The sequence below is a fragment of the Nostoc sp. DSM 114161 genome (assembly GCF_052692665.1).
This window is the reverse complement of record NZ_CP195141.1, coordinates 3,360,118-3,376,340: the sequence shown is the minus strand read 5'-3', so window position 1 is coordinate 3,376,340 and position 16,223 is coordinate 3,360,118. Positions and strand designations below refer to the sequence as shown.

19 protein-coding genes are annotated in these 16,223 nt (G+C 40.7%); 10 read left to right on the top strand and 9 right to left on the bottom strand.

Annotated features, from left to right (window positions below; genetic code table 11):
• Positions 1–43: 43 nt before the first annotated feature.
• The 4 genes from NSTC745_RS14870 to NSTC745_RS14855 form a co-directional block, all read right to left on the bottom strand.
• Positions 44–766: a cyclase family protein gene (locus NSTC745_RS14870; RefSeq protein ID WP_445637818.1), complete on the bottom strand. Its 723-nt coding sequence runs from the start codon at positions 764–766 to the stop codon at positions 44–46.
• Positions 767–1,068: 302 nt separating this feature from the next.
• Positions 1,069–3,630 (bottom strand): tetratricopeptide repeat protein, encoded by a 2,562-nt coding sequence (locus tag NSTC745_RS14865; RefSeq protein WP_445637817.1) that lies wholly within the window; start codon positions 3,628–3,630, stop codon positions 1,069–1,071.
• 4 nt (positions 3,631–3,634) lie between these two features.
• Positions 3,635–4,798 carry an ATP-binding protein gene (locus tag NSTC745_RS14860; protein ID WP_445637816.1) on the bottom strand — a complete coding sequence of 388 codons (1,164 nt, stop codon included), beginning with the start codon at positions 4,796–4,798 and terminating at the stop codon, positions 3,635–3,637.
• 97 nt (positions 4,799–4,895) lie between these two features.
• A complete protein-coding gene (locus NSTC745_RS14855; protein ID WP_445637815.1) occupies positions 4,896–5,684 on the bottom strand; it encodes a DUF1868 domain-containing protein in 789 nt (262 codons plus the stop codon).
• A 198-nt stretch (positions 5,685–5,882) separates the two neighbouring features.
• Here NSTC745_RS14855 and holA point away from each other — a divergent pair, with 198 nt between their 5' ends.
• Positions 5,883–6,878 (top strand): DNA polymerase III subunit delta, encoded by a 996-nt coding sequence (gene holA, locus NSTC745_RS14850; protein ID WP_445637814.1) that lies wholly within the window; start codon positions 5,883–5,885, stop codon positions 6,876–6,878.
• A gap of 102 nt (positions 6,879–6,980) precedes the next feature.
• Positions 6,981–7,457, top strand: coding sequence for a DUF4168 domain-containing protein (locus tag NSTC745_RS14845; RefSeq protein ID WP_445637813.1), 477 nt, complete (start codon positions 6,981–6,983; stop codon positions 7,455–7,457).
• 203 nt (positions 7,458–7,660) lie between these two features.
• Here NSTC745_RS14845 and NSTC745_RS14840 read toward each other — a convergent pair whose 3' ends face one another.
• On the bottom strand, positions 7,661–7,993 hold the full coding sequence (locus NSTC745_RS14840; protein WP_445637812.1) for a low molecular weight protein tyrosine phosphatase family protein: 333 nt from the start codon (positions 7,991–7,993) through the stop codon (positions 7,661–7,663).
• Positions 7,994–8,393: 400 nt separating this feature from the next.
• Positions 8,394–9,011 (bottom strand): hypothetical protein, encoded by a 618-nt coding sequence (locus NSTC745_RS14835; RefSeq protein ID WP_445637811.1) that lies wholly within the window; start codon positions 9,009–9,011, stop codon positions 8,394–8,396.
• Positions 9,012–9,271: 260 nt separating this feature from the next.
• Here NSTC745_RS14835 and NSTC745_RS14830 point away from each other — a divergent pair, with 260 nt between their 5' ends.
• Both NSTC745_RS14830 and NSTC745_RS14825 read left to right on the top strand, forming a co-directional pair.
• The gene (locus NSTC745_RS14830) at positions 9,272–9,766 is read left to right on the top strand and encodes a hypothetical protein (protein ID WP_445637810.1); all 495 of its coding nucleotides are present in this window, start codon (positions 9,272–9,274) and stop codon (positions 9,764–9,766) included.
• A 6-nt stretch (positions 9,767–9,772) separates the two neighbouring features.
• Positions 9,773–10,147, top strand: coding sequence for a hypothetical protein (locus NSTC745_RS14825; RefSeq protein WP_445637809.1), 375 nt, complete (start codon positions 9,773–9,775; stop codon positions 10,145–10,147).
• A gap of 65 nt (positions 10,148–10,212) precedes the next feature.
• On the opposite strand, the gene NSTC745_RS14820 is transcribed toward NSTC745_RS14825, so the two are convergent.
• On the bottom strand, positions 10,213–10,677 hold the full coding sequence (locus NSTC745_RS14820) for an aspartyl protease family protein (RefSeq protein WP_445637808.1): 465 nt from the start codon (positions 10,675–10,677) through the stop codon (positions 10,213–10,215).
• A gap of 166 nt (positions 10,678–10,843) precedes the next feature.
• Between NSTC745_RS14820 and tpiA the strand changes: the two genes are divergently transcribed.
• The 4 genes from tpiA (at position 10,844) to folP (ending at position 13,049) form a co-directional block, all read left to right on the top strand.
• Positions 10,844–11,575 carry a triose-phosphate isomerase gene (gene tpiA, locus NSTC745_RS14815; protein ID WP_445637807.1) on the top strand — a complete coding sequence of 244 codons (732 nt, stop codon included), beginning with the start codon at positions 10,844–10,846 and terminating at the stop codon, positions 11,573–11,575.
• 195 nt (positions 11,576–11,770) lie between these two features.
• Positions 11,771–11,947, top strand: coding sequence for a DUF6888 family protein (locus NSTC745_RS14810; protein WP_445637806.1), 177 nt, complete (start codon positions 11,771–11,773; stop codon positions 11,945–11,947).
• Positions 11,944–12,126, top strand: coding sequence for a DUF6887 family protein (locus tag NSTC745_RS14805; protein WP_445637805.1), 183 nt, complete (start codon positions 11,944–11,946; stop codon positions 12,124–12,126). Before NSTC745_RS14810 ends, NSTC745_RS14805 begins: the two co-directional genes overlap by 4 nt.
• Before the next feature lie 62 nt (positions 12,127–12,188).
• Positions 12,189–13,049 (top strand): dihydropteroate synthase, encoded by an 861-nt coding sequence (gene folP, locus NSTC745_RS14800; RefSeq protein WP_445637804.1) that lies wholly within the window; start codon positions 12,189–12,191, stop codon positions 13,047–13,049.
• Here folP and NSTC745_RS14795 read toward each other — a convergent pair.
• Positions 13,046–13,888: an SPFH domain-containing protein gene (locus NSTC745_RS14795; RefSeq protein WP_096540755.1), complete on the bottom strand. Its 843-nt coding sequence runs from the start codon at positions 13,886–13,888 to the stop codon at positions 13,046–13,048. The genes folP and NSTC745_RS14795 overlap by 4 nt on opposite strands.
• Positions 13,889–14,272: 384 nt before the next feature.
• Between NSTC745_RS14795 and NSTC745_RS14790 the strand changes: the two genes are divergently transcribed.
• Together NSTC745_RS14790 and rpsU are read left to right on the top strand one after the other, a co-directional pair.
• Positions 14,273–14,614 (top strand): hypothetical protein, encoded by a 342-nt coding sequence (locus NSTC745_RS14790; RefSeq protein ID WP_445637803.1) that lies wholly within the window; start codon positions 14,273–14,275, stop codon positions 14,612–14,614.
• A gap of 500 nt (positions 14,615–15,114) precedes the next feature.
• Positions 15,115–15,294: a 30S ribosomal protein S21 gene (rpsU, locus tag NSTC745_RS14785; RefSeq protein WP_008226419.1), complete on the top strand. Its 180-nt coding sequence runs from the start codon at positions 15,115–15,117 to the stop codon at positions 15,292–15,294.
• Positions 15,295–15,573: 279 nt separating this feature from the next.
• Here rpsU and pth read toward each other — a convergent pair whose 3' ends face one another.
• Complete coding sequence (pth, locus tag NSTC745_RS14780) at positions 15,574–16,215, bottom strand: aminoacyl-tRNA hydrolase (RefSeq protein ID WP_445637802.1); 642 nt, start codon at positions 16,213–16,215, stop codon at positions 15,574–15,576.
• Positions 16,216–16,223 lie beyond the last annotated feature (8 nt).

Here is a 16,223-nt window from a genome sequence, read left to right as displayed (position 1 = left end):
TCTGACTTGTGAATTCTGAGTTCTGACTCCTGAATTCTTTCCCTTAAGGTACAAATGCCAAAACCCCCACAGGACAACCAGAACCACCACGCAACCTGAGAATTCCGATCGCTAGAGTAGTACCATTAGGTGGCAGTTGATCTAAATTGGTGAGATTCTCTAGCACAATGCGCGATTGTTCTAACACCAAGCGGTTTGTAGCGAAGCTGGTATCGGGTCCTGGATCTACACCATGAGTATCAATTCCTACTCCAGCAATGTGCCGTCGATCGAGTAAAAATCGGGCGGCATCACTGCCAAACCCTGGAAAGTGGCTGATTCCTTGAGCATCCTGATTGAGGAATGCATTTTTATCAAACCACTTCTTTTGCCAACCAGTATTCAATATAACTACGCACCCGGCAGGAATTTCACCGTATTGTTGTTCCCAAGCCAGAATATCAGCAATGGTCAATGCATAATCAAAATTAGCTTTCACAGCTTCACGAATATCTATAACTACCGCAGGTACAACTAAAGACTGCGCTGGGTATTGGTCAATTCCGATACTATGACTATAAAAACTATTAGGAGCATTGATATGGGTGGCGCTATGTTCCCCCAAAGAAAAACGCCGCAGGTAATAGCCATCGTTGTTCGATTCAGCCACAGTTTCAAATTCTACTGGGGGATCGCCAGGCCATTGAGGAATATCCAAGTCAATGACATGACTTAGGTGGATAACGCGTGTATAGGTAATACTTTTTTGACTTTCGGGTTGTCTCATCCCAGCCTTCTATTCCTGATTGCGAAAGGATTTTTCTCAAAAGTGCAATGTCTAGCCTGGATTTTTCAGAAATTGAGACGGAATTATTCTGCTAAATAAGTTAGGTGATAATACAATACCGCATTGCCGAGTGCGATCGCCGCAGTTAATTTGGCGATCGCTCGCTAGCTTCGATATACACCCAGTGAATGTGAAACTCAACAAATACAACATATTTCAGATAAATCAAGTATGTGGGTAGGGGCACAAGTTGTGTCCCTACAATTATCTGTACCTCACTTTGAGAGCAATCTGCTGTAAGTTCACTCTTTATGCTCAACATCTACTCCTAGTAAAGGTTTCAATAACTCACGCTCCTCAATCGGAAGTTCCAGCAAGATACGCCGATCTTGCCGATCGCGGTATCGGACGGCTGTATCAAGAAGTCGCAGTGGAAGTTGGAACTCATCTCGCTTGCCTACCAGCTTCTCCCACGTATCTCGCCACGCCTGTGCTGTAGCATTACTAAACACAGGTGATTTAAATGTATCGATACAGCGTACAAGTCCTATTTTTAATGAAGATGTATCTTTTTGTTGTTCATCGTATAGCTTTAGCAAATTTGAAATTTGTAAATACCATGTTTCAGCATCAGATGTTCTTTTAAGCAAACTACGTAGATATTTCGCTACTATGTTTGATTTTTCTACGTCTGATTTGTCTTCTTTAAAATACCTAGATAATAAATTTTCAAAATCCTTTACCTTCCATTGCACAGTAATATCAATCTTGCCTTGAATAAGTTTTGAACTTACTTCTTCGACTGTTTTCTCTGGCTTTTGCCACAAGTAAATAATCACTTTATCTTTATTTGCTTCCTGCCAAAATAAACCAATCTTTGGATCTAATAAAACAGCTCTTTTTAGAGATATGGCTGCTTCTTCCCAATGCTGCATCATTAGTAGCAATGCAACTTGTCTGCTTGATATCTGTGTATCATTGGGATTCAACTCAATCGCTTTATTAAAAGATGCCAATGCTTCATCATATTGTTCGCTCTGAATGAGTATTCTACCGCGAACGTTCCAGGCAAGACTATCACTTGCATCAAGCTCAACTGCTTTATTTAAAGATATTAGTGCCCGATCGCAATGTTCAATAGCAGACAGTACTATACCTCTAAGAGTCCAAATCGGTGCATGACTTGGCTCTAATTCAATTACTTTGTCAAAAGATATCAATGCTTGATCGTACTGTCTAAGCCTCATCATAGTTATCCCTTGATCTTCCAAAGCTAATGAGTTATTCGGATCGAGTTCAACTGCTTTCTTGAAAGATTTTAATGCTTCATCGTAACGATTCAGATATTCCAGTACTCTACCTTTAATGCCCCAAGCCATCGAATTTTTTGGATCAATTTTAATTGCCTTGTCACAAGAAATTAATGCTTCATCCAGATATCCACAACGGGCAAGGCAGTAGCCTTGTCTGAACCAATCCTCTACTTTTCCACGAATCTTGACTAGTTTGTTCAAAGGTTGTAAAGCACGGATAAGATCGTCTTTTTTGATACAGCTTTTGTATTCTTCTAGACAAGCTGCCACGCGTGGATCTTCTATTTCCTCTTCAACTAACTTTAGTGCATACAGCACATAGTCTTTTTCTATAGAGCTATCGAGCGAAAGCAACTCTAATCGCTGCTGTAACTCTATCTGCGTGTACCACAACCGCAAAAAATCTACAAATAATCGTATCGGCTGGCCTCGCTGCTTCTTCACCTCCATACAAAAGCGCATTAGCGACTCCCGCAGTTCGTAAAATGATTCACGCCCGATTGCTTCAGAACGAACGTAACCCTTCTCTTTCAAATCCCTAAGTTGACTAGATGCAGTTTGATGGGTAATAAAACAGTATTGGGCAATTTCTTTGACAGTAACAGCATGGCGGCGGTCAGATAGAAACTCAATAATTTTTCGCTGCTGTTGGGAAAGGCACGCCATTCGCTGTTGATAGTAAGGTGTTAAATCATCTAGCATCTGCATGAATGCTTCTACCAATTCATCCAGCGACTTGCGACTGAGGAACCGGGAGAAAATAACATAGACGCGGGGGTTGCCCCCAGCTAAATGATGAACTGCTTGGATGCGCTCCTGTCCTGTTGAAGTTTGAATAAAATATTCTAACTCGCTATCCCCTTCTAATTTAGCAATATGCCTCAATAAATTTATCGCCTCATTTAGCTTTAAATCTTCTAATAGGTGAGGATGAAAAAAATTATAGAATGGATCGTCTTTTTTTCTAACTCCATCAAATAAACTTTGTGTTGTTGCTAGAATTGTCAAAAATGAATAATTTTGAATATACGCCCGAAGTTGCTTTTGTCCAATTTCACCTAAAGCATTAAACACATCATCTAGGTTTTCAATTAACAGCAATAACGTGCGTTTTTCCACAAAGACCCTGAGCAATACTGCTGCCTGATGTTCAGCTTCTTCAGGAGATAGCTGATAAAGTGCTTTAACTTGTTGATTTAACTTCTCATTATATTCTGCTGGGTATTCTTCTTGTAGCGATCGAAATATTCTTAACAGCAACTCTAGAAAAGATGTAACGCCCCACTCTTCCTCTCTAAGCCATGCGATGAGTAATTTATCTTGCAAGTCATCCATCTTGGAGACACGGTGATAAATCAGTGCTATCATATGGCTCTTGCCTATACCGCGCATCCCAACCAATAAGCGAAAATGTTTATTTGCTGTCAGCGCACTTTCGCGGATCACTTCAACTAAATAATCTGCCAACTGATGGCGCTGAACAAAAATAGCTTCTAAAGTTTCTGGAGCCATCAAACTGGGGGTAAAGCGAGAGAGTAAGGTATTTTTCATCTTCTTAACCTCTCAATAATTTCCAGTAAAGTTGAATCAGCGAATAACGAAAACTAAATCCATTGCTATGCCGAAGAATATAATAATCTCGTTCTAAAAGTCTTAATACAGTCCGTGCTGTTTCTTTGTTTTGTGTTGCTGGCTCTTGCTGAAGACGATTAAACAATCCATCAAACAACAAAGGCTGATCTGTAGAAGCTAAAATATCCAGTAGACTCAGAGCATAGGTACGTTGCTCGTCATTGTAGTAATTATCAATTCGCTCCCGATAGTGATCCATTTTCCAAAGATTAAGTGGATCTCTGAGACAATCTTCAATAGTTTCAGTAATAGTTGTTGCATTCACAACCCCACCACGCATTTTTAGTTTGGCAATCAAGTGGTGAATGTAAAAGGGAATACCATCCATTGCCTGAGCTATTGCAGTAGCAGTTCCCCTTAAATCATTTGTCAGGATATTTTCACCTTGAAGTATTCTAGATGCTAAATCAGTGGCATCAGCTTGAGAAAGCGGCGGTATATCGACTGCGTACATATCATTTGTTGGCTCGTTGGTATATCCTTCTTTTTTCAACGAAGCAATCACATGATGCAAGCCAATTGAACCAGTAAACACCATTCTGACATCTGGGTACATCTGACGGATGGAACGCAATGTATCCAAAACTTCCATCGCCGCATTACCGCCGATATTAACCAGCATATACGGCACTTCATCCCAAAATAGAATGACTTTGCGGTTTTGATTCTCAACTAAATCTGCAATAGTTTCAGTTAGCAGTCTTTTCCAATGAGCAGCAGCAACTTCGGGCAACTTGACACCCATAAATTCTGTACCACTCAACTGCGTTAATAACTGACGCGTCCGCCTTGCTGTTCGTTTTAACCCGCTTAAATACTCTTCTACATCTTGCAACACTCTCTCCACAAACTGCAAAGGCGATCGCACCTCTTCTAAGTCATGGTATATGGGCAACTTGTCTTCTGGTGCTTCTGCTTGCATTTTTTTAATCACGCAAGTTTTACCCATCCTTCGTTCAGCATTCAGCATCAAGCTCTGTCGTTCCAAAATTTCCCAAAACTGCTCAATTAGTTTATCTCGTCCAATAACCTCATCCGGCGAGATTTGTCCCCCTGGATTTGCCCTCAATCTTAACAGCACGACCATATATGTACCCTCAAAAATACACGTTAAAATTAACGTACGTTAATTTTAACGTGTGTTTTTAAAAATAGTATTGCAAGTACAATGCCCAATTTTCAGGTCAAAAAGCTAAAACTGGCCAGTCTGGTTCGCGATAATAGCGTGTCATGTCGTCGAACTTACGCAACTCGACGCGATTAATCAAAAATTCTGGCAAATTCGACAACCATTTTTGATTCAACTGAGAAAGGAGCGTACTGAAGTTTGTACGGTCTAAATCAGATGGAACTTCGCCAAAATACGCTAATGTAATATGTGCTGTAAGGTGATAGTGCTGCTCAATACCCAAAGCTATTAACTTCGGGTTTTGATAAATTGTTCGGCGAAATTGAATAATTTCATCATAGGAGCGTTCATCCTTAGGTACTAAACAAACAGCTATAGCTCTTGGCATCAGTATCAATCCCAGCATTTCCCATTTGATAGGATGATTCCTGTTTGTCATCGATTGTTGATATTGCTGAAAGATTTCTGCTACACAAGAGTGTAACTCTCGATCGAATTGGGGATTTTGTTCGCGGGCATCAACAAAGGCATTGTCCCAAATTAAGTCCGCTAAAGTCAGATGGAAGCTAGCAGGAGGTATGGGCACAATCAAATCAGGGTTTACAGGTAACTGCAAAAGTTCCTGTTGGTAAATCTGTAATTTGCCATAGAAAGCAGAGTTTTCTGATTCTTCTTCAGCAGGCGGCGTAATTAACGTATAGCCAGGAAAGGAAACTGCTTCTCTAGTCCCAGAGTTTGCCTGAAATTTAGAAGATTCCTGGATATGCTGGGCTTGGGATCTGTGGGCTTCCGGTAACGTCAACCGTGCCAACCGATTTAAGTAAGTTTGATAGTTGTCGTCCAATCTTCATAGCCTCAAGCTCTCACTTGATAGATTTTAGGGAAAATTATCCAGATTAAGAGAATGATTTCAAAAGTATTTAGTTTTTGGGTATGGGGCATTGGGCATGGGGCATGGAAAGCCGAACTGGATTCACGAGTATCAAGGACTCATCCTCTACTCTCAATGCCCTATGCCCTATGCCCATTAGGAGATTAATCTATGCCAATCTACGTTTACTGGGGTGAGGATGATTTTGCGATGGAAAAAGCGATCGTTGTGCTGCGCGATCGCGTCCTCGATCCCCAATGGATTAGTTTTAACTACACTGCATTTCCACCAGATGGAGATGATGCTGTCATCCAGGCGTTAAATCAGGCGATGACGCCAACTTTTGGTGCTGGTGGGCGCTTGGTTTGGCTGATTAACACCAGTGTTTGCCAGCACTGTCCAGAGAATGTGTTGGCAGAATTAGGGCGATCGCTTCCAGTGATTCCGGAAAATTCTTTTTTATTACTCACCAACCGTAACAAACCCGATGAACGCCTCAAGTCTACGAAATTATTAAAACAATTTGCTACCGAGTTTAAAGAATTTCCACTTATTCCCCCTTGGAAAACAGAATTGTTGGTGCAATCTGTTAACCAAGCTGCTCAAACTCTGGGGGTAAAACTGACTGCCAAAACTGCTGAGTTGTTGGCTGAATCTGTAGGAAATGATACACGCCTTCTTTACAATGAAATGGAAAAACTGCGTCTATATGCCCAAGGTAGCAACAAACCTTTAGACGTAGATATTGTCAGTAAGTTAGTAAGAAATACTACCCAAAATAGTTTACAATTAGCAGCAGCAATTAGAACAGGAGATACCGCAAAAGCTTTGATTACGTTAGCCGATCTCATCAATGCTGCCGAACCAGGATTACGGATAGTTGCTACATTAATTGGACAATTTCGCACTTGGCTATGGGTAAAGATTATGATGGAAAGTGGCGAGCGAAATCAACAAGCGATCGCTCAAGCTGCTGATATCGGTAACCCCAAGCGCATCTACTTCCTACAGCAAGAAATTAGGCTCCTTTCTTTAGAGCAGTTAATCTCTTGCTTACCCCTACTACTGGAATTAGAAGTGAGCCTGAAACAAGGAGCATCAGAAATGTCAGCACTCCAAACTAAAGTAATTGAACTTTGTCAAATATGCCGAGCAAGTTCACAATAAATATAAAAGGTTGATATATTGGGCAGTTACTGGAACTTCCTACTCCGAAAATAATTCAAAGTTGTTATAAGATCCCTCATGTAGTTCTGTATTACACACAATATGAAGAAAATTTCTCATTTCTTTTCTCAATCTAACCGAAAGCGAATCCTTTCCCAATCATTCTTATTCGGTTTTGTAGCCACTGTAGGTTTGATTTCCAACGGTTTTTCATCAAGTTCAAAAGCTTACGGCCAAACTCCACCAGTAAACAATACAGAAATTAAAAGCTATGCCCAAGCTGTGCTAGCAATGGAACCAGCGCGTCAAAACGCATTTGAAGAAATTAAAAAACTTATTGGCAGTGGAGAAATTCCGAAGATTGTTTGTAATGATTCTAACAGCATCAATGGTCTTCCCAGAAAAGCTCAAGATATTGCAGTAAATTACTGTACTCGTTCTCAAAAAATTGTCGAAGATAATGGTCTAAGCATCGATCGCTTCAACAAAATTACTATAGAACTGCAAAATAACACTAACTTAAAAAAGGAGGTATATAATACCTTATTAATCCTGCAACAAACTCCTGAAATGAGGTAGTAACATAAGATTACTATGTCTATATTGAAATAAAAATTAAAGATTACCATATTAAAACTGTAAACAGTCAACAGTTATCAGGGAATATTGGTAACTGTTAACTGGTAATTTTTAATTACTGGGTGGTAGAATAACCCAAAAAATCAGATTGTTAACAAATAATATATATTTGCTTTATTTATTCAATACTTTTGATGCATGAATTAAAGTTTAATTTTTAATAAAGGTAGCACCTTTTGTTTTAACAACTCAATTAAAGCTGGTTCCATATACTCATATGCATCCGGTATATCTAAACATATAATCTTTTTATCTTTAAGGCAGTGCTGAAAATTTTTTGATAGCTTGTTTTTATGCGACTTTTCCATAACAAAGATAATATCAGCCCAGGCGATCGCCTCTGTTGAAACTGGTACTTGGGCGTAGCGATCTAAACCTGCGGAGTCCGTTTCTAACCCTTCATATTCAGCAAACACAGCTTCAGCGGTAGGACTTCGCAACCTATTTTGGCTACAAATAAATAAAAGCTTTTTCATTAAAAGGCTGTCTTTGACTGCTAATTCATCCTCAAAAAGTCAGACCTATTGACTGCTATTTCTATTGTATAGGCGTAGCCACATAGGTTAGGACATTTTGAAACCGTGAATGCTAGAAACAGTAAGAGTTTTACCTCCTGCCTCCAGCATAGCTGCCTTTTGCTGTATTAGCTCAGCTACTGGAGTTTAGACTAAATAGCCGACTGTCAAAGAAAAAATAAGGGGTGTAGTTGAACACAGGTCTTCCTCTGTAGTAGCCGCGACCGCACAAGAAAAGTGGGCAGTCGAAGCTATCTCAAACTTTTATAAATAAAGCACTTTGAGAAATGAGAAAAATTCCTGGCTTACTTTTTTCTTAATGCAGTTGAACCTGACACTCCAAGCGAATTATTTAATGTTGTCAAGGACAACCAAGAGATGTGATTGCAAGAAGACCTGCTCCTTGAGATTTTACCTCTTGCAAAGCTCTAGGAAGGGCTTGGAGAACTTCCAAAACATCCCTGGCTGCGTCATCATCAAAACCAGCATAGTCAAGAATCAACTTCGCCCTTTTAAAATAAGATTCCCAATCAACAGTAAGGATTTGTGAAACAGATGCTAGTGTTTGCTCAATCTCATCTGGATGAATCAACATATTTCCAAGGCAACCAGGAAGTTGTGAAAATCTGTCACTACCTATTCCTATCAAAAGGATAGCAGTTGGTAGTGTACGCGATTGCATTACCATTCCAACGCAACTGTCAAGTGACAGTGGAAACTCATCTTTCACAATTTGATAAGCAATGGATTCAAAAGGTTTGTGATACATTGCTGAACTCAAATATCGACCTGCAAGCACCCCCTCAAGTACGGAATTGATATATTCCTGCGTCACCGGAGGAGCTTGTTGTCGAGGTGCAAGTGATGGAACTTCTGGAAGGCTGGGTGCATCGGAAGCAGCTTGAGTAAATTTTGATTGAATAATGGAGAAATGTGGCTTTTCGACTTTGTAAAACCACCAAAAACCATCAACACCCATAACGTATTCCTATCCTTTGAAGGGAATATTAAATGACTGAAATCCAACTTATCTTAAGCATTGAAGAATGTTAAATCTTGCCAAATTTGATGATTTTTTAATTCGAGTCTTGTCATAGTTATGTAGGTTTAATCTTTTGACAGAAATAGTTTCAGCACAAGCAAGTTCTAATCCCTATTGATTCCTGAGCAATAGTACGTACAATTATACGTAGTCACAGATAAATTTATTAAATCGGCTTGGCTGAAAAAGCATAACCTATGGCTATAGGCAATTTTGGCAATATTTACTCAGATGAGCTAATTACTGCCACTGAGTTAAATCGGCAGCCTGGACGAGTTCTAGACAAAGCTTTAGAACATCCAGTGACAATTACTCGTAATGACCAGTCTTTTGCCTTGTTGCGTCGGGAGGAAGTAACTTCTCTCGTCAAGGCAGCAACTCAAAGTAAAGCGGTTTTTGAAGCATTAACCGTAGCTTTTTCTCTGTTACTAGGTAAAGAAATCGGTGTTGAACACCCTTATGGATGGTTAAGCGTGTTTGACACGGACGATCTGGAAGAGTTTATTAAGGAACTAAGTGAGGCTTTTAGATTAATAGATTCCTCAACTACAGCATGGGAGATGATTGACGCGCTCATCCATGAATGGCATGAAAGTGCAATTGCCATCTCTAGCCCAGAACTGGCAGCAGCTTTTAGTGCTGAAACTGATGAAGTCCCGTTAACCTTACCATCTGCTTCTTGTGGTGTGTGAGAGAGTATGTCAGATAATCAAGAAGAAAATCCCATAGTAGAGAATGTAGAGCCGCCAAATGTTAAATTGACGGCTCCTGAATTATTTGAGATGGAAAGCACTTGGCTGGTGGTAGCTAAAAATCGTCGGGTGAATCGTGATTGGGAAGCCTTAATGCAGCGTCATCCAGAAAACACTCTTCGCTGTTATGAGGATTTATGTACTGCACCAACCACTCGACAGCCAGGGCGTGTTTTCCCTTTGAAGGGCAAACTCTACAAGGGGGCATGGGAATACGAAGTGACAAAAGGGGACAGAGTATTTTATGTTCCTGATGCTCAACAGTTGAAAGTTGTTGTTTATTATGCAGGGAAACATCCTTCTCCTGCACCTATACCGTAAACTTACTCAACACCCGTTAATGCCTCCAGTTGCGCCAGCAGTTTTTCTAGAAGCTTACGCTTCAGCTACAATAAGCTTAGATATGTCTGCTCAGAATTCATCGGCAAAACCCGCAATTTTCGATTTTTAAGGTCTGGTTCTAAGCCTAAAACTTCCATTGGCCTCATACCTAATAGCGGATATGGTACTTCTGTAAGTTCCAAACAATCAAAAGTTCCTTGCCTTTCTCCAATACTTAATTCAACATCTCGAAAAATTCGCCCTTGCTCCACTCCAGCCGCAGTTTCTACCTGAGCTTCTCCACCTTGAACTAAACCTAGTTGACTAATAACGCTAGCAGGTAAACACAGTAATGTTGCACCTGTATCAACTAAAACATCGTCGAGCGTACAAGAGCGTACTTCCTGCAAAGAAATAAAGCCTTGCTCAGCCAGAACTCGATCGATTCGATTTGTGACAGTGAGGGTAACTATTACTTGTACTTGTCCCATCTGCTTACCCTGAAGATTTGGCAGTACTAGCTTACCCATTTGAGTTAACTCTTGCTGAGGATTTTAAATTTATTGTAGTTGTTGGGCTATACCTGACGAGGCTATGCAAAGAGCTAGTTTCAGTCCTTAAGCGACGAGGAGTGTACGAAAAAGTAGTAGAGTGAAAAATGCATCTAGTAGCGTTAGGATCTTGACGAAATTACCCGTGCGGAAAATAGTTATTGCCGGTAACTGGAAAATGTACAAAACCCAGGCAGAATCCGAAGAGTTTTTACAAGGATTTCTGCCCTACCTACAGGAAACGCCTGAAGAACGTGAAATACTATTGTGCCCTCCTTTCACTAATCTCAGCGTTTTGTCTAGGAATTTACATGGTAGTCGCGTACAACTGGGGGCGCAAAATGTTCATTGGGAAGAATATGGAGCCTACACGGGTGAAATTTCTGCCCCTATGCTGACAGAAATTGGCGCACGCTTTGTGATTGTCGGTCATAGCGAACGACGCCAATACTTTGGCGAAACGGACGCCACCGTAAATCTGCGCCTGCGAACAGCTCAAAGGTTTGGTTTGACCCCAATTCTCTGTGTTGGCGAAACCAAAGAACAACGAGATAAGGGAGAAACAGAATCACTGATTAGTCTCCAACTCGACAAAGGCTTGGTAGATATAGATCAAGAAAATTTGGTTATCGCCTATGAACCAATTTGGGCAATTGGCACTGGTGATACTTGTGAAGCTGTAGAAGCTAATCGAATAATTGGTTTAATTCGCAGCCAATTGAGCAATCCAAATGTATCAATTCAATATGGTGGCTCAGTCAAGCCAAATAATATTGATGAAATCATGGCTCAACCAGAAATTGATGGCGTTTTAGTAGGAGGAGCAAGTCTCGAAGCTGAGAGTTTCGCTCGGATTGTCAATTATAAGTCAGTCTGATGTGCCTTTTATCGCAATACAGTTCAGTTAAGGTTTTTTCTCCCCCTGCTTCCCCTGCCTCCCCTGCGTGCCTTAACAGATTAATTTCCTTACTTAACTGAACGGTATTGCCTTATTCTCATTCCCCTGCTCTGCAAGGAGGCAAACAACCGACCGCACCAATAAACAGATGTTGACTGGAAAGGAGGGGATTAATTGGAGCCAACGGTAGAGCAGTTAAAAGCGTTATATCGAAGATGCGTAGCAGCAAGTAATTTAATGCAGTCAATCAATGTAGTTCGTTTAGACGAGCGAAACAGAAGACTTTTCGTGTTGATTGGGGAGACAATCGAAGTAGAAATATTTCCAAACGGGGAGGTATTCATCAAATGACCCAGCCTGATTTTGACCAGATGTCAGATAAAGAGTTGCTAGCGTATGTGAGAACTCATCCACAGGACACAGCTGCTTTTCACAAATACATGGACAGACTAAGCGCTCGCCCCGGTGTGCTTTGCACAACAGATGAAGAATTTGAAGCCGAATTGCTTAAACGAATAGGTAGAGCATAGCAATAATAAAAAGCGATCGCATCTGCTATCAATGCGATCGCCTTATTTGGTGACTTCTTTTTATGCCAAGTAACTTGATAATTCGAGAACGCTGTTTCGAGTGGGGACAGCGGACTTATTTGATGGGCATTTTGAATGTAACGCCTGATAGCTTTAGCGATGGGGGCGAGTTTAACACGACCTCAAGGGCTTTAGTCCAGGCGCAAGCATTGGTGGCTGCTGGTGCTGACATTATCGATGTGGGCGGTCAATCAACTCGACCAGGAGCAAAACAAATAACTCTCGAAGAGGAAGTTGACCGGGTGCTATCGGTGTTAGAGGTACTCAGACCAAAAATTTCAGTACCCATTTCTGTAGATACCACCCGTGCTGCTGTAGCCAGGGCATCTGTAGAGGCTGGGGCAGATATGATTAATGATATTTCTGGCGGTAGCTTTGATTGGGAAATGTTGCCAACCGTCGCCAATTTAGGCGTGCCGATTATTTTAATGCACATCCGAGGAACGCCACAAACCATGCAACAGATGACTGATTATCAGGATTTGATGGCAGAGATTTTTAGTTTTTTGGAAAAACAAATCGCCGCTGCAACTGCTGTGGGCATCGATTTAAATAAAGTGATTATCGATCCTGGTATTGGTTTTGCAAAGAATTATGAGCAAAATTTAGAAATTTTTCAGCGATTGCGATCGCTCAGGGCACTCAATTGTCCTATCCTAGTAGGAGCATCTCGTAAAAGCTTTATTGGTAAGATTCTCAATCGACCAGATCCCAAAGCACGAGTTTGGGGAACCGCAGCAGCTTGTTGTGCTGCGATCGTGAATGGGGCTGATATCCTGCGGGTTCACGATGTCCAAGAAATGCGCGATGTTTCCCTGGTAGCTGATGCAATATTCCGACAAACCGCACAGCGTAAATCTTAAGTAGTCCCGTTTTCTGATTTTTTGGGGCGATCTTCGTTATTTACTGACTCAGCAATTAACTCCTGAAACATCTCAGTTGAGTTAGCTGGATCGACAAAAACAATTTTGGCATTATTGCTCTCGCCGAGTTGCTGACTAGCCTTGACGTAATCTTGAGCCACGAGATAGCGCAGAATTTCCTTACTTTCTGGATTAGAACGTAAGGCTTGAGCAATGATTTCAACTGAAGTCATAGTTCCTTCTGCTTTGCGAATGGCGGCTTCTTTTTGTCCTTCCGCTTCGGTAATTAATGCCCGTTTTCGGATTTCAGCAGCTTGCTCATCTTCCCTAGATTTACGTACACTCTCAGGTAAAGTAATTCTTTGAAGATCTAAGCGCAGAATTTGTACTCCCCAATCTGCTGTAATTTCATTCAACTGATTTAGAATAGCTCTGTCCATTTCCGCTCTAGAAACATTGGTTTGCTCAAGGGTGTTTTGAGCAATAATTTCCCGCAACGTAGTTGTGGCCAGCTGCACCAATGCTCCTTGAAGATCTTCAATAGCGTAAAAGCTTTTCTCAATATCTATAATCCGCCAGTATACAATTGCGTCTACTTCTACGTAAATATTATCTTTGGTAATTACATTCTGGGGTTTGATGTCGATATATTGCTCTCGCGTGGTATCTTCCATAACAATTTGATCCACCAAGGGAACAATAAAGTTTAGCCCTGGCTTAAGTTTTCGATGATACCGTCCTAGCCGTTCCACTAAAGCTTCATTACCTTGATTAATCAGTTTGGCAGAACCTAAGGCATAGCCTATAAGGGCTAAGACTATAGCAATGATTGGCTCCATATACGCTCCTATTTAGCTGTTTGGGAGAATCTAGTATCAAGGATATGCTACTAGCTTGTCATACCTTTGAGTTAAATGTTTTGAGTCTGTAATTTTATCAACACCAGCAGCAATGTCTGATATCGATTCGCTGGGCGTCTTGTATGTAGGAAACTTTTGCAGAATGCGATCGCTATTAAAGCACCTCGATCGCACCCTGGCAAGAAGTACTTTCTGTAATCAGCTTTACTTACACCTACACCTCCATACAGACCAGATTGTTTACGTACATTTACTTAATTAAATTTAAAATAATTTTACGTGATTTATAGTACTAATTTAAAAATTCCAGTATAATTCGGAATAAAATTAGGTTCAGCCACATAAAAATAATATACAAATACTATGGGCAGGCTGTCGATCAAAGTTATAGGTTTAATATTGCTTTTTACAGGCTTATATTTTTTTACTCAAAACATCATATTTGTCACAGGTTACTATTCTTTTTCCCGTAGCTTACCTGCTACAGCCTCAGTTTTAGCAATCATGGCAGGTGCTTTTACACTAGTCTTTTTTCACAGAGAGGCTAGCAATTTGGGATGGATTTTGTTAGGTGTTGGTATAGTACTAGTTTTTTTGAGCGGTGGAATAATTTTTAGATCGACTAGCTTATGGAATTTATTGGTTGCCTTCACTGCATTAACGGTGGGATATAAATTATTCAATCAGGGCAGAATTAACTTTTAAAGTCAGAAGCCAGAATTGAGAATTCACAAGTCAAAATGCAAAATTAATAACACTTCAACACCCAAGCTTAACAATTTAATAAAAATAAATAATTTATGGTAGGCTAGATTTTTCGAGCATTCTAGATTAAAGATCCAGACTCGTGAATTCTGAGCTTATAAAAAAGTACTGTCAAAAAAATTTAACATAATATAGCGTTTCTGGCTTTTGTGAGGTGAAAGATAGGGGTGCCAACCAAGGTTGGCCTGCTGACAAATTTCTGTATTTCATGCGATCGGGAACGGCTATAATTTTTCTATAGTTCTCTACTGCCCCTGAGAGTGTATTAAGGTAGTTCGATTAAACTTGTAGCTAAATGCTGATTTAAGCAAGTGTAAAGTACACATAACCGATCTCAACCAGACCAATAGCCTCCTAATCGTGGCTTTATTCGGGGGGGTTTTACTAAGGTTGAGGCTACTATTACAATGGAAACTATTGATTATGAGGACAAGGCAAGAATGACTCAGGTTGTTCTAGGAGAGAACGAAGGAATAGATTCAGCTTTACGTCGATTTAAACGCCAGGTTTCCAAAGCTGGCATATTAGCTGACGTAAAATATCATCGGCACTTTGAAACACCGTTAGAAAAACGCAAACGTAAGGCAGTGGCAGCTAGACGCAAAAGACGTTTTAAATAAACTTATTTGCTTTGGTACTGACGTTGCTTGAGGTAATAACCTACAACAGGCAACGGCTCGTAGGCATAGCCCTTCGTAGACATCGCCATTATTCTTACAAAAATTAAGCAAGATATGACGCACCCCTTTGTTAGGGTGTCGATGAGTCAATTTACCTATGCACAGAGTGTATAGGAGCTTTATATTGGTTGGATGGAGCAAGCTAAAATCGCTGCCCATCAACCAAGATAAGCGCCGTATAGGGGACAAGGGGACACAGGTAAACACTCTTGTCGAATTTTAAGACTCAGAATGATTAATGGTACGGCTATTACAAATATTCATCGCTTTTTCTACTCCCTGCTTCAGGCTTAGCTCTACACACTCAACTACGAACTGAAGTACAAGAGACATCAGCTGATTTTCGCTAGCAGAAAATCGCCCTAGTACATGGGAGATAGTATCTGAATCATCATTACTCGCTGCATTTTTGGGTTTACCAATACCGATTCGCAAACGGGGAAAATTTTGAGTGTTAAGATGTGCGATCGCACTTTTCATTCCATTATGCCCCCCAGCAGAACCAGACAAGCGCAGACGAGTCTTACCCAAAGGTAAATCCATATCGTCATAAATTATCAACACCGACTCAGGCGGTAATTTATACCAACTGGTCGCAGCTTGTATGGCTTGTCCTGAGCGATTCATATAAGTCAAGGGCTTGAGCAAGCGAATTTTACCTCCACCTGGTGCCGTACCCTCGCCATACTCTGCTTGAAACTTGCGATTTTCCGCTAGGGTAATGCGCCAAGCACTACAAAGAGCTTCCACAGCAGCAAAGCCAATATTATGGCGTGTTTGGTGATATTTGCTTTCTGGATTCCCCAACCCGACAATCAGCTGGGGAATCACCAAAGCTGGTTGTGTAACAGCTTCTGTCATTTTGCTAC

Coding starts and splice junctions, on each gene's coding strand:
- NSTC745_RS14870 (WP_445637818.1), bottom strand. CDS start 766: ATGAGACAACCCGAAAGTCAAAAAAGTATTACCTATACACGCGTTATC.
- NSTC745_RS14865 (WP_445637817.1), bottom strand. CDS start 3,630: ATGAAAAATACCTTACTCTCTCGCTTTACCCCCAGTTTGATGGCTCCA.
- NSTC745_RS14860 (WP_445637816.1), bottom strand. CDS start 4,798: ATGGTCGTGCTGTTAAGATTGAGGGCAAATCCAGGGGGACAAATCTCG.
- holA (WP_445637814.1), top strand. CDS start 5,883: ATGCCAATCTACGTTTACTGGGGTGAGGATGATTTTGCGATGGAAAAA.
- NSTC745_RS14845 (WP_445637813.1), top strand. CDS start 6,981: ATGAAGAAAATTTCTCATTTCTTTTCTCAATCTAACCGAAAGCGAATC.
- NSTC745_RS14840 (WP_445637812.1), bottom strand. CDS start 7,993: ATGAAAAAGCTTTTATTTATTTGTAGCCAAAATAGGTTGCGAAGTCCT.
- NSTC745_RS14835 (WP_445637811.1), bottom strand. CDS start 9,011: ATGGGTGTTGATGGTTTTTGGTGGTTTTACAAAGTCGAAAAGCCACAT.
- NSTC745_RS14830 (WP_445637810.1), top strand. CDS start 9,272: ATGGCTATAGGCAATTTTGGCAATATTTACTCAGATGAGCTAATTACT.
- NSTC745_RS14825 (WP_445637809.1), top strand. CDS start 9,773: ATGTCAGATAATCAAGAAGAAAATCCCATAGTAGAGAATGTAGAGCCG.
- NSTC745_RS14820 (WP_445637808.1), bottom strand. CDS start 10,677: ATGGGTAAGCTAGTACTGCCAAATCTTCAGGGTAAGCAGATGGGACAA.
- NSTC745_RS14805 (WP_445637805.1), top strand. CDS start 11,944: ATGACCCAGCCTGATTTTGACCAGATGTCAGATAAAGAGTTGCTAGCG.
- folP (WP_445637804.1), top strand. CDS start 12,189: ATGCCAAGTAACTTGATAATTCGAGAACGCTGTTTCGAGTGGGGACAG.
- NSTC745_RS14795 (WP_096540755.1), bottom strand. CDS start 13,888: ATGGAGCCAATCATTGCTATAGTCTTAGCCCTTATAGGCTATGCCTTA.
- NSTC745_RS14790 (WP_445637803.1), top strand. CDS start 14,273: ATGGGCAGGCTGTCGATCAAAGTTATAGGTTTAATATTGCTTTTTACA.
- rpsU (WP_008226419.1), top strand. CDS start 15,115: ATGACTCAGGTTGTTCTAGGAGAGAACGAAGGAATAGATTCAGCTTTA.
- pth (WP_445637802.1), bottom strand. CDS start 16,215: ATGACAGAAGCTGTTACACAACCAGCTTTGGTGATTCCCCAGCTGATT.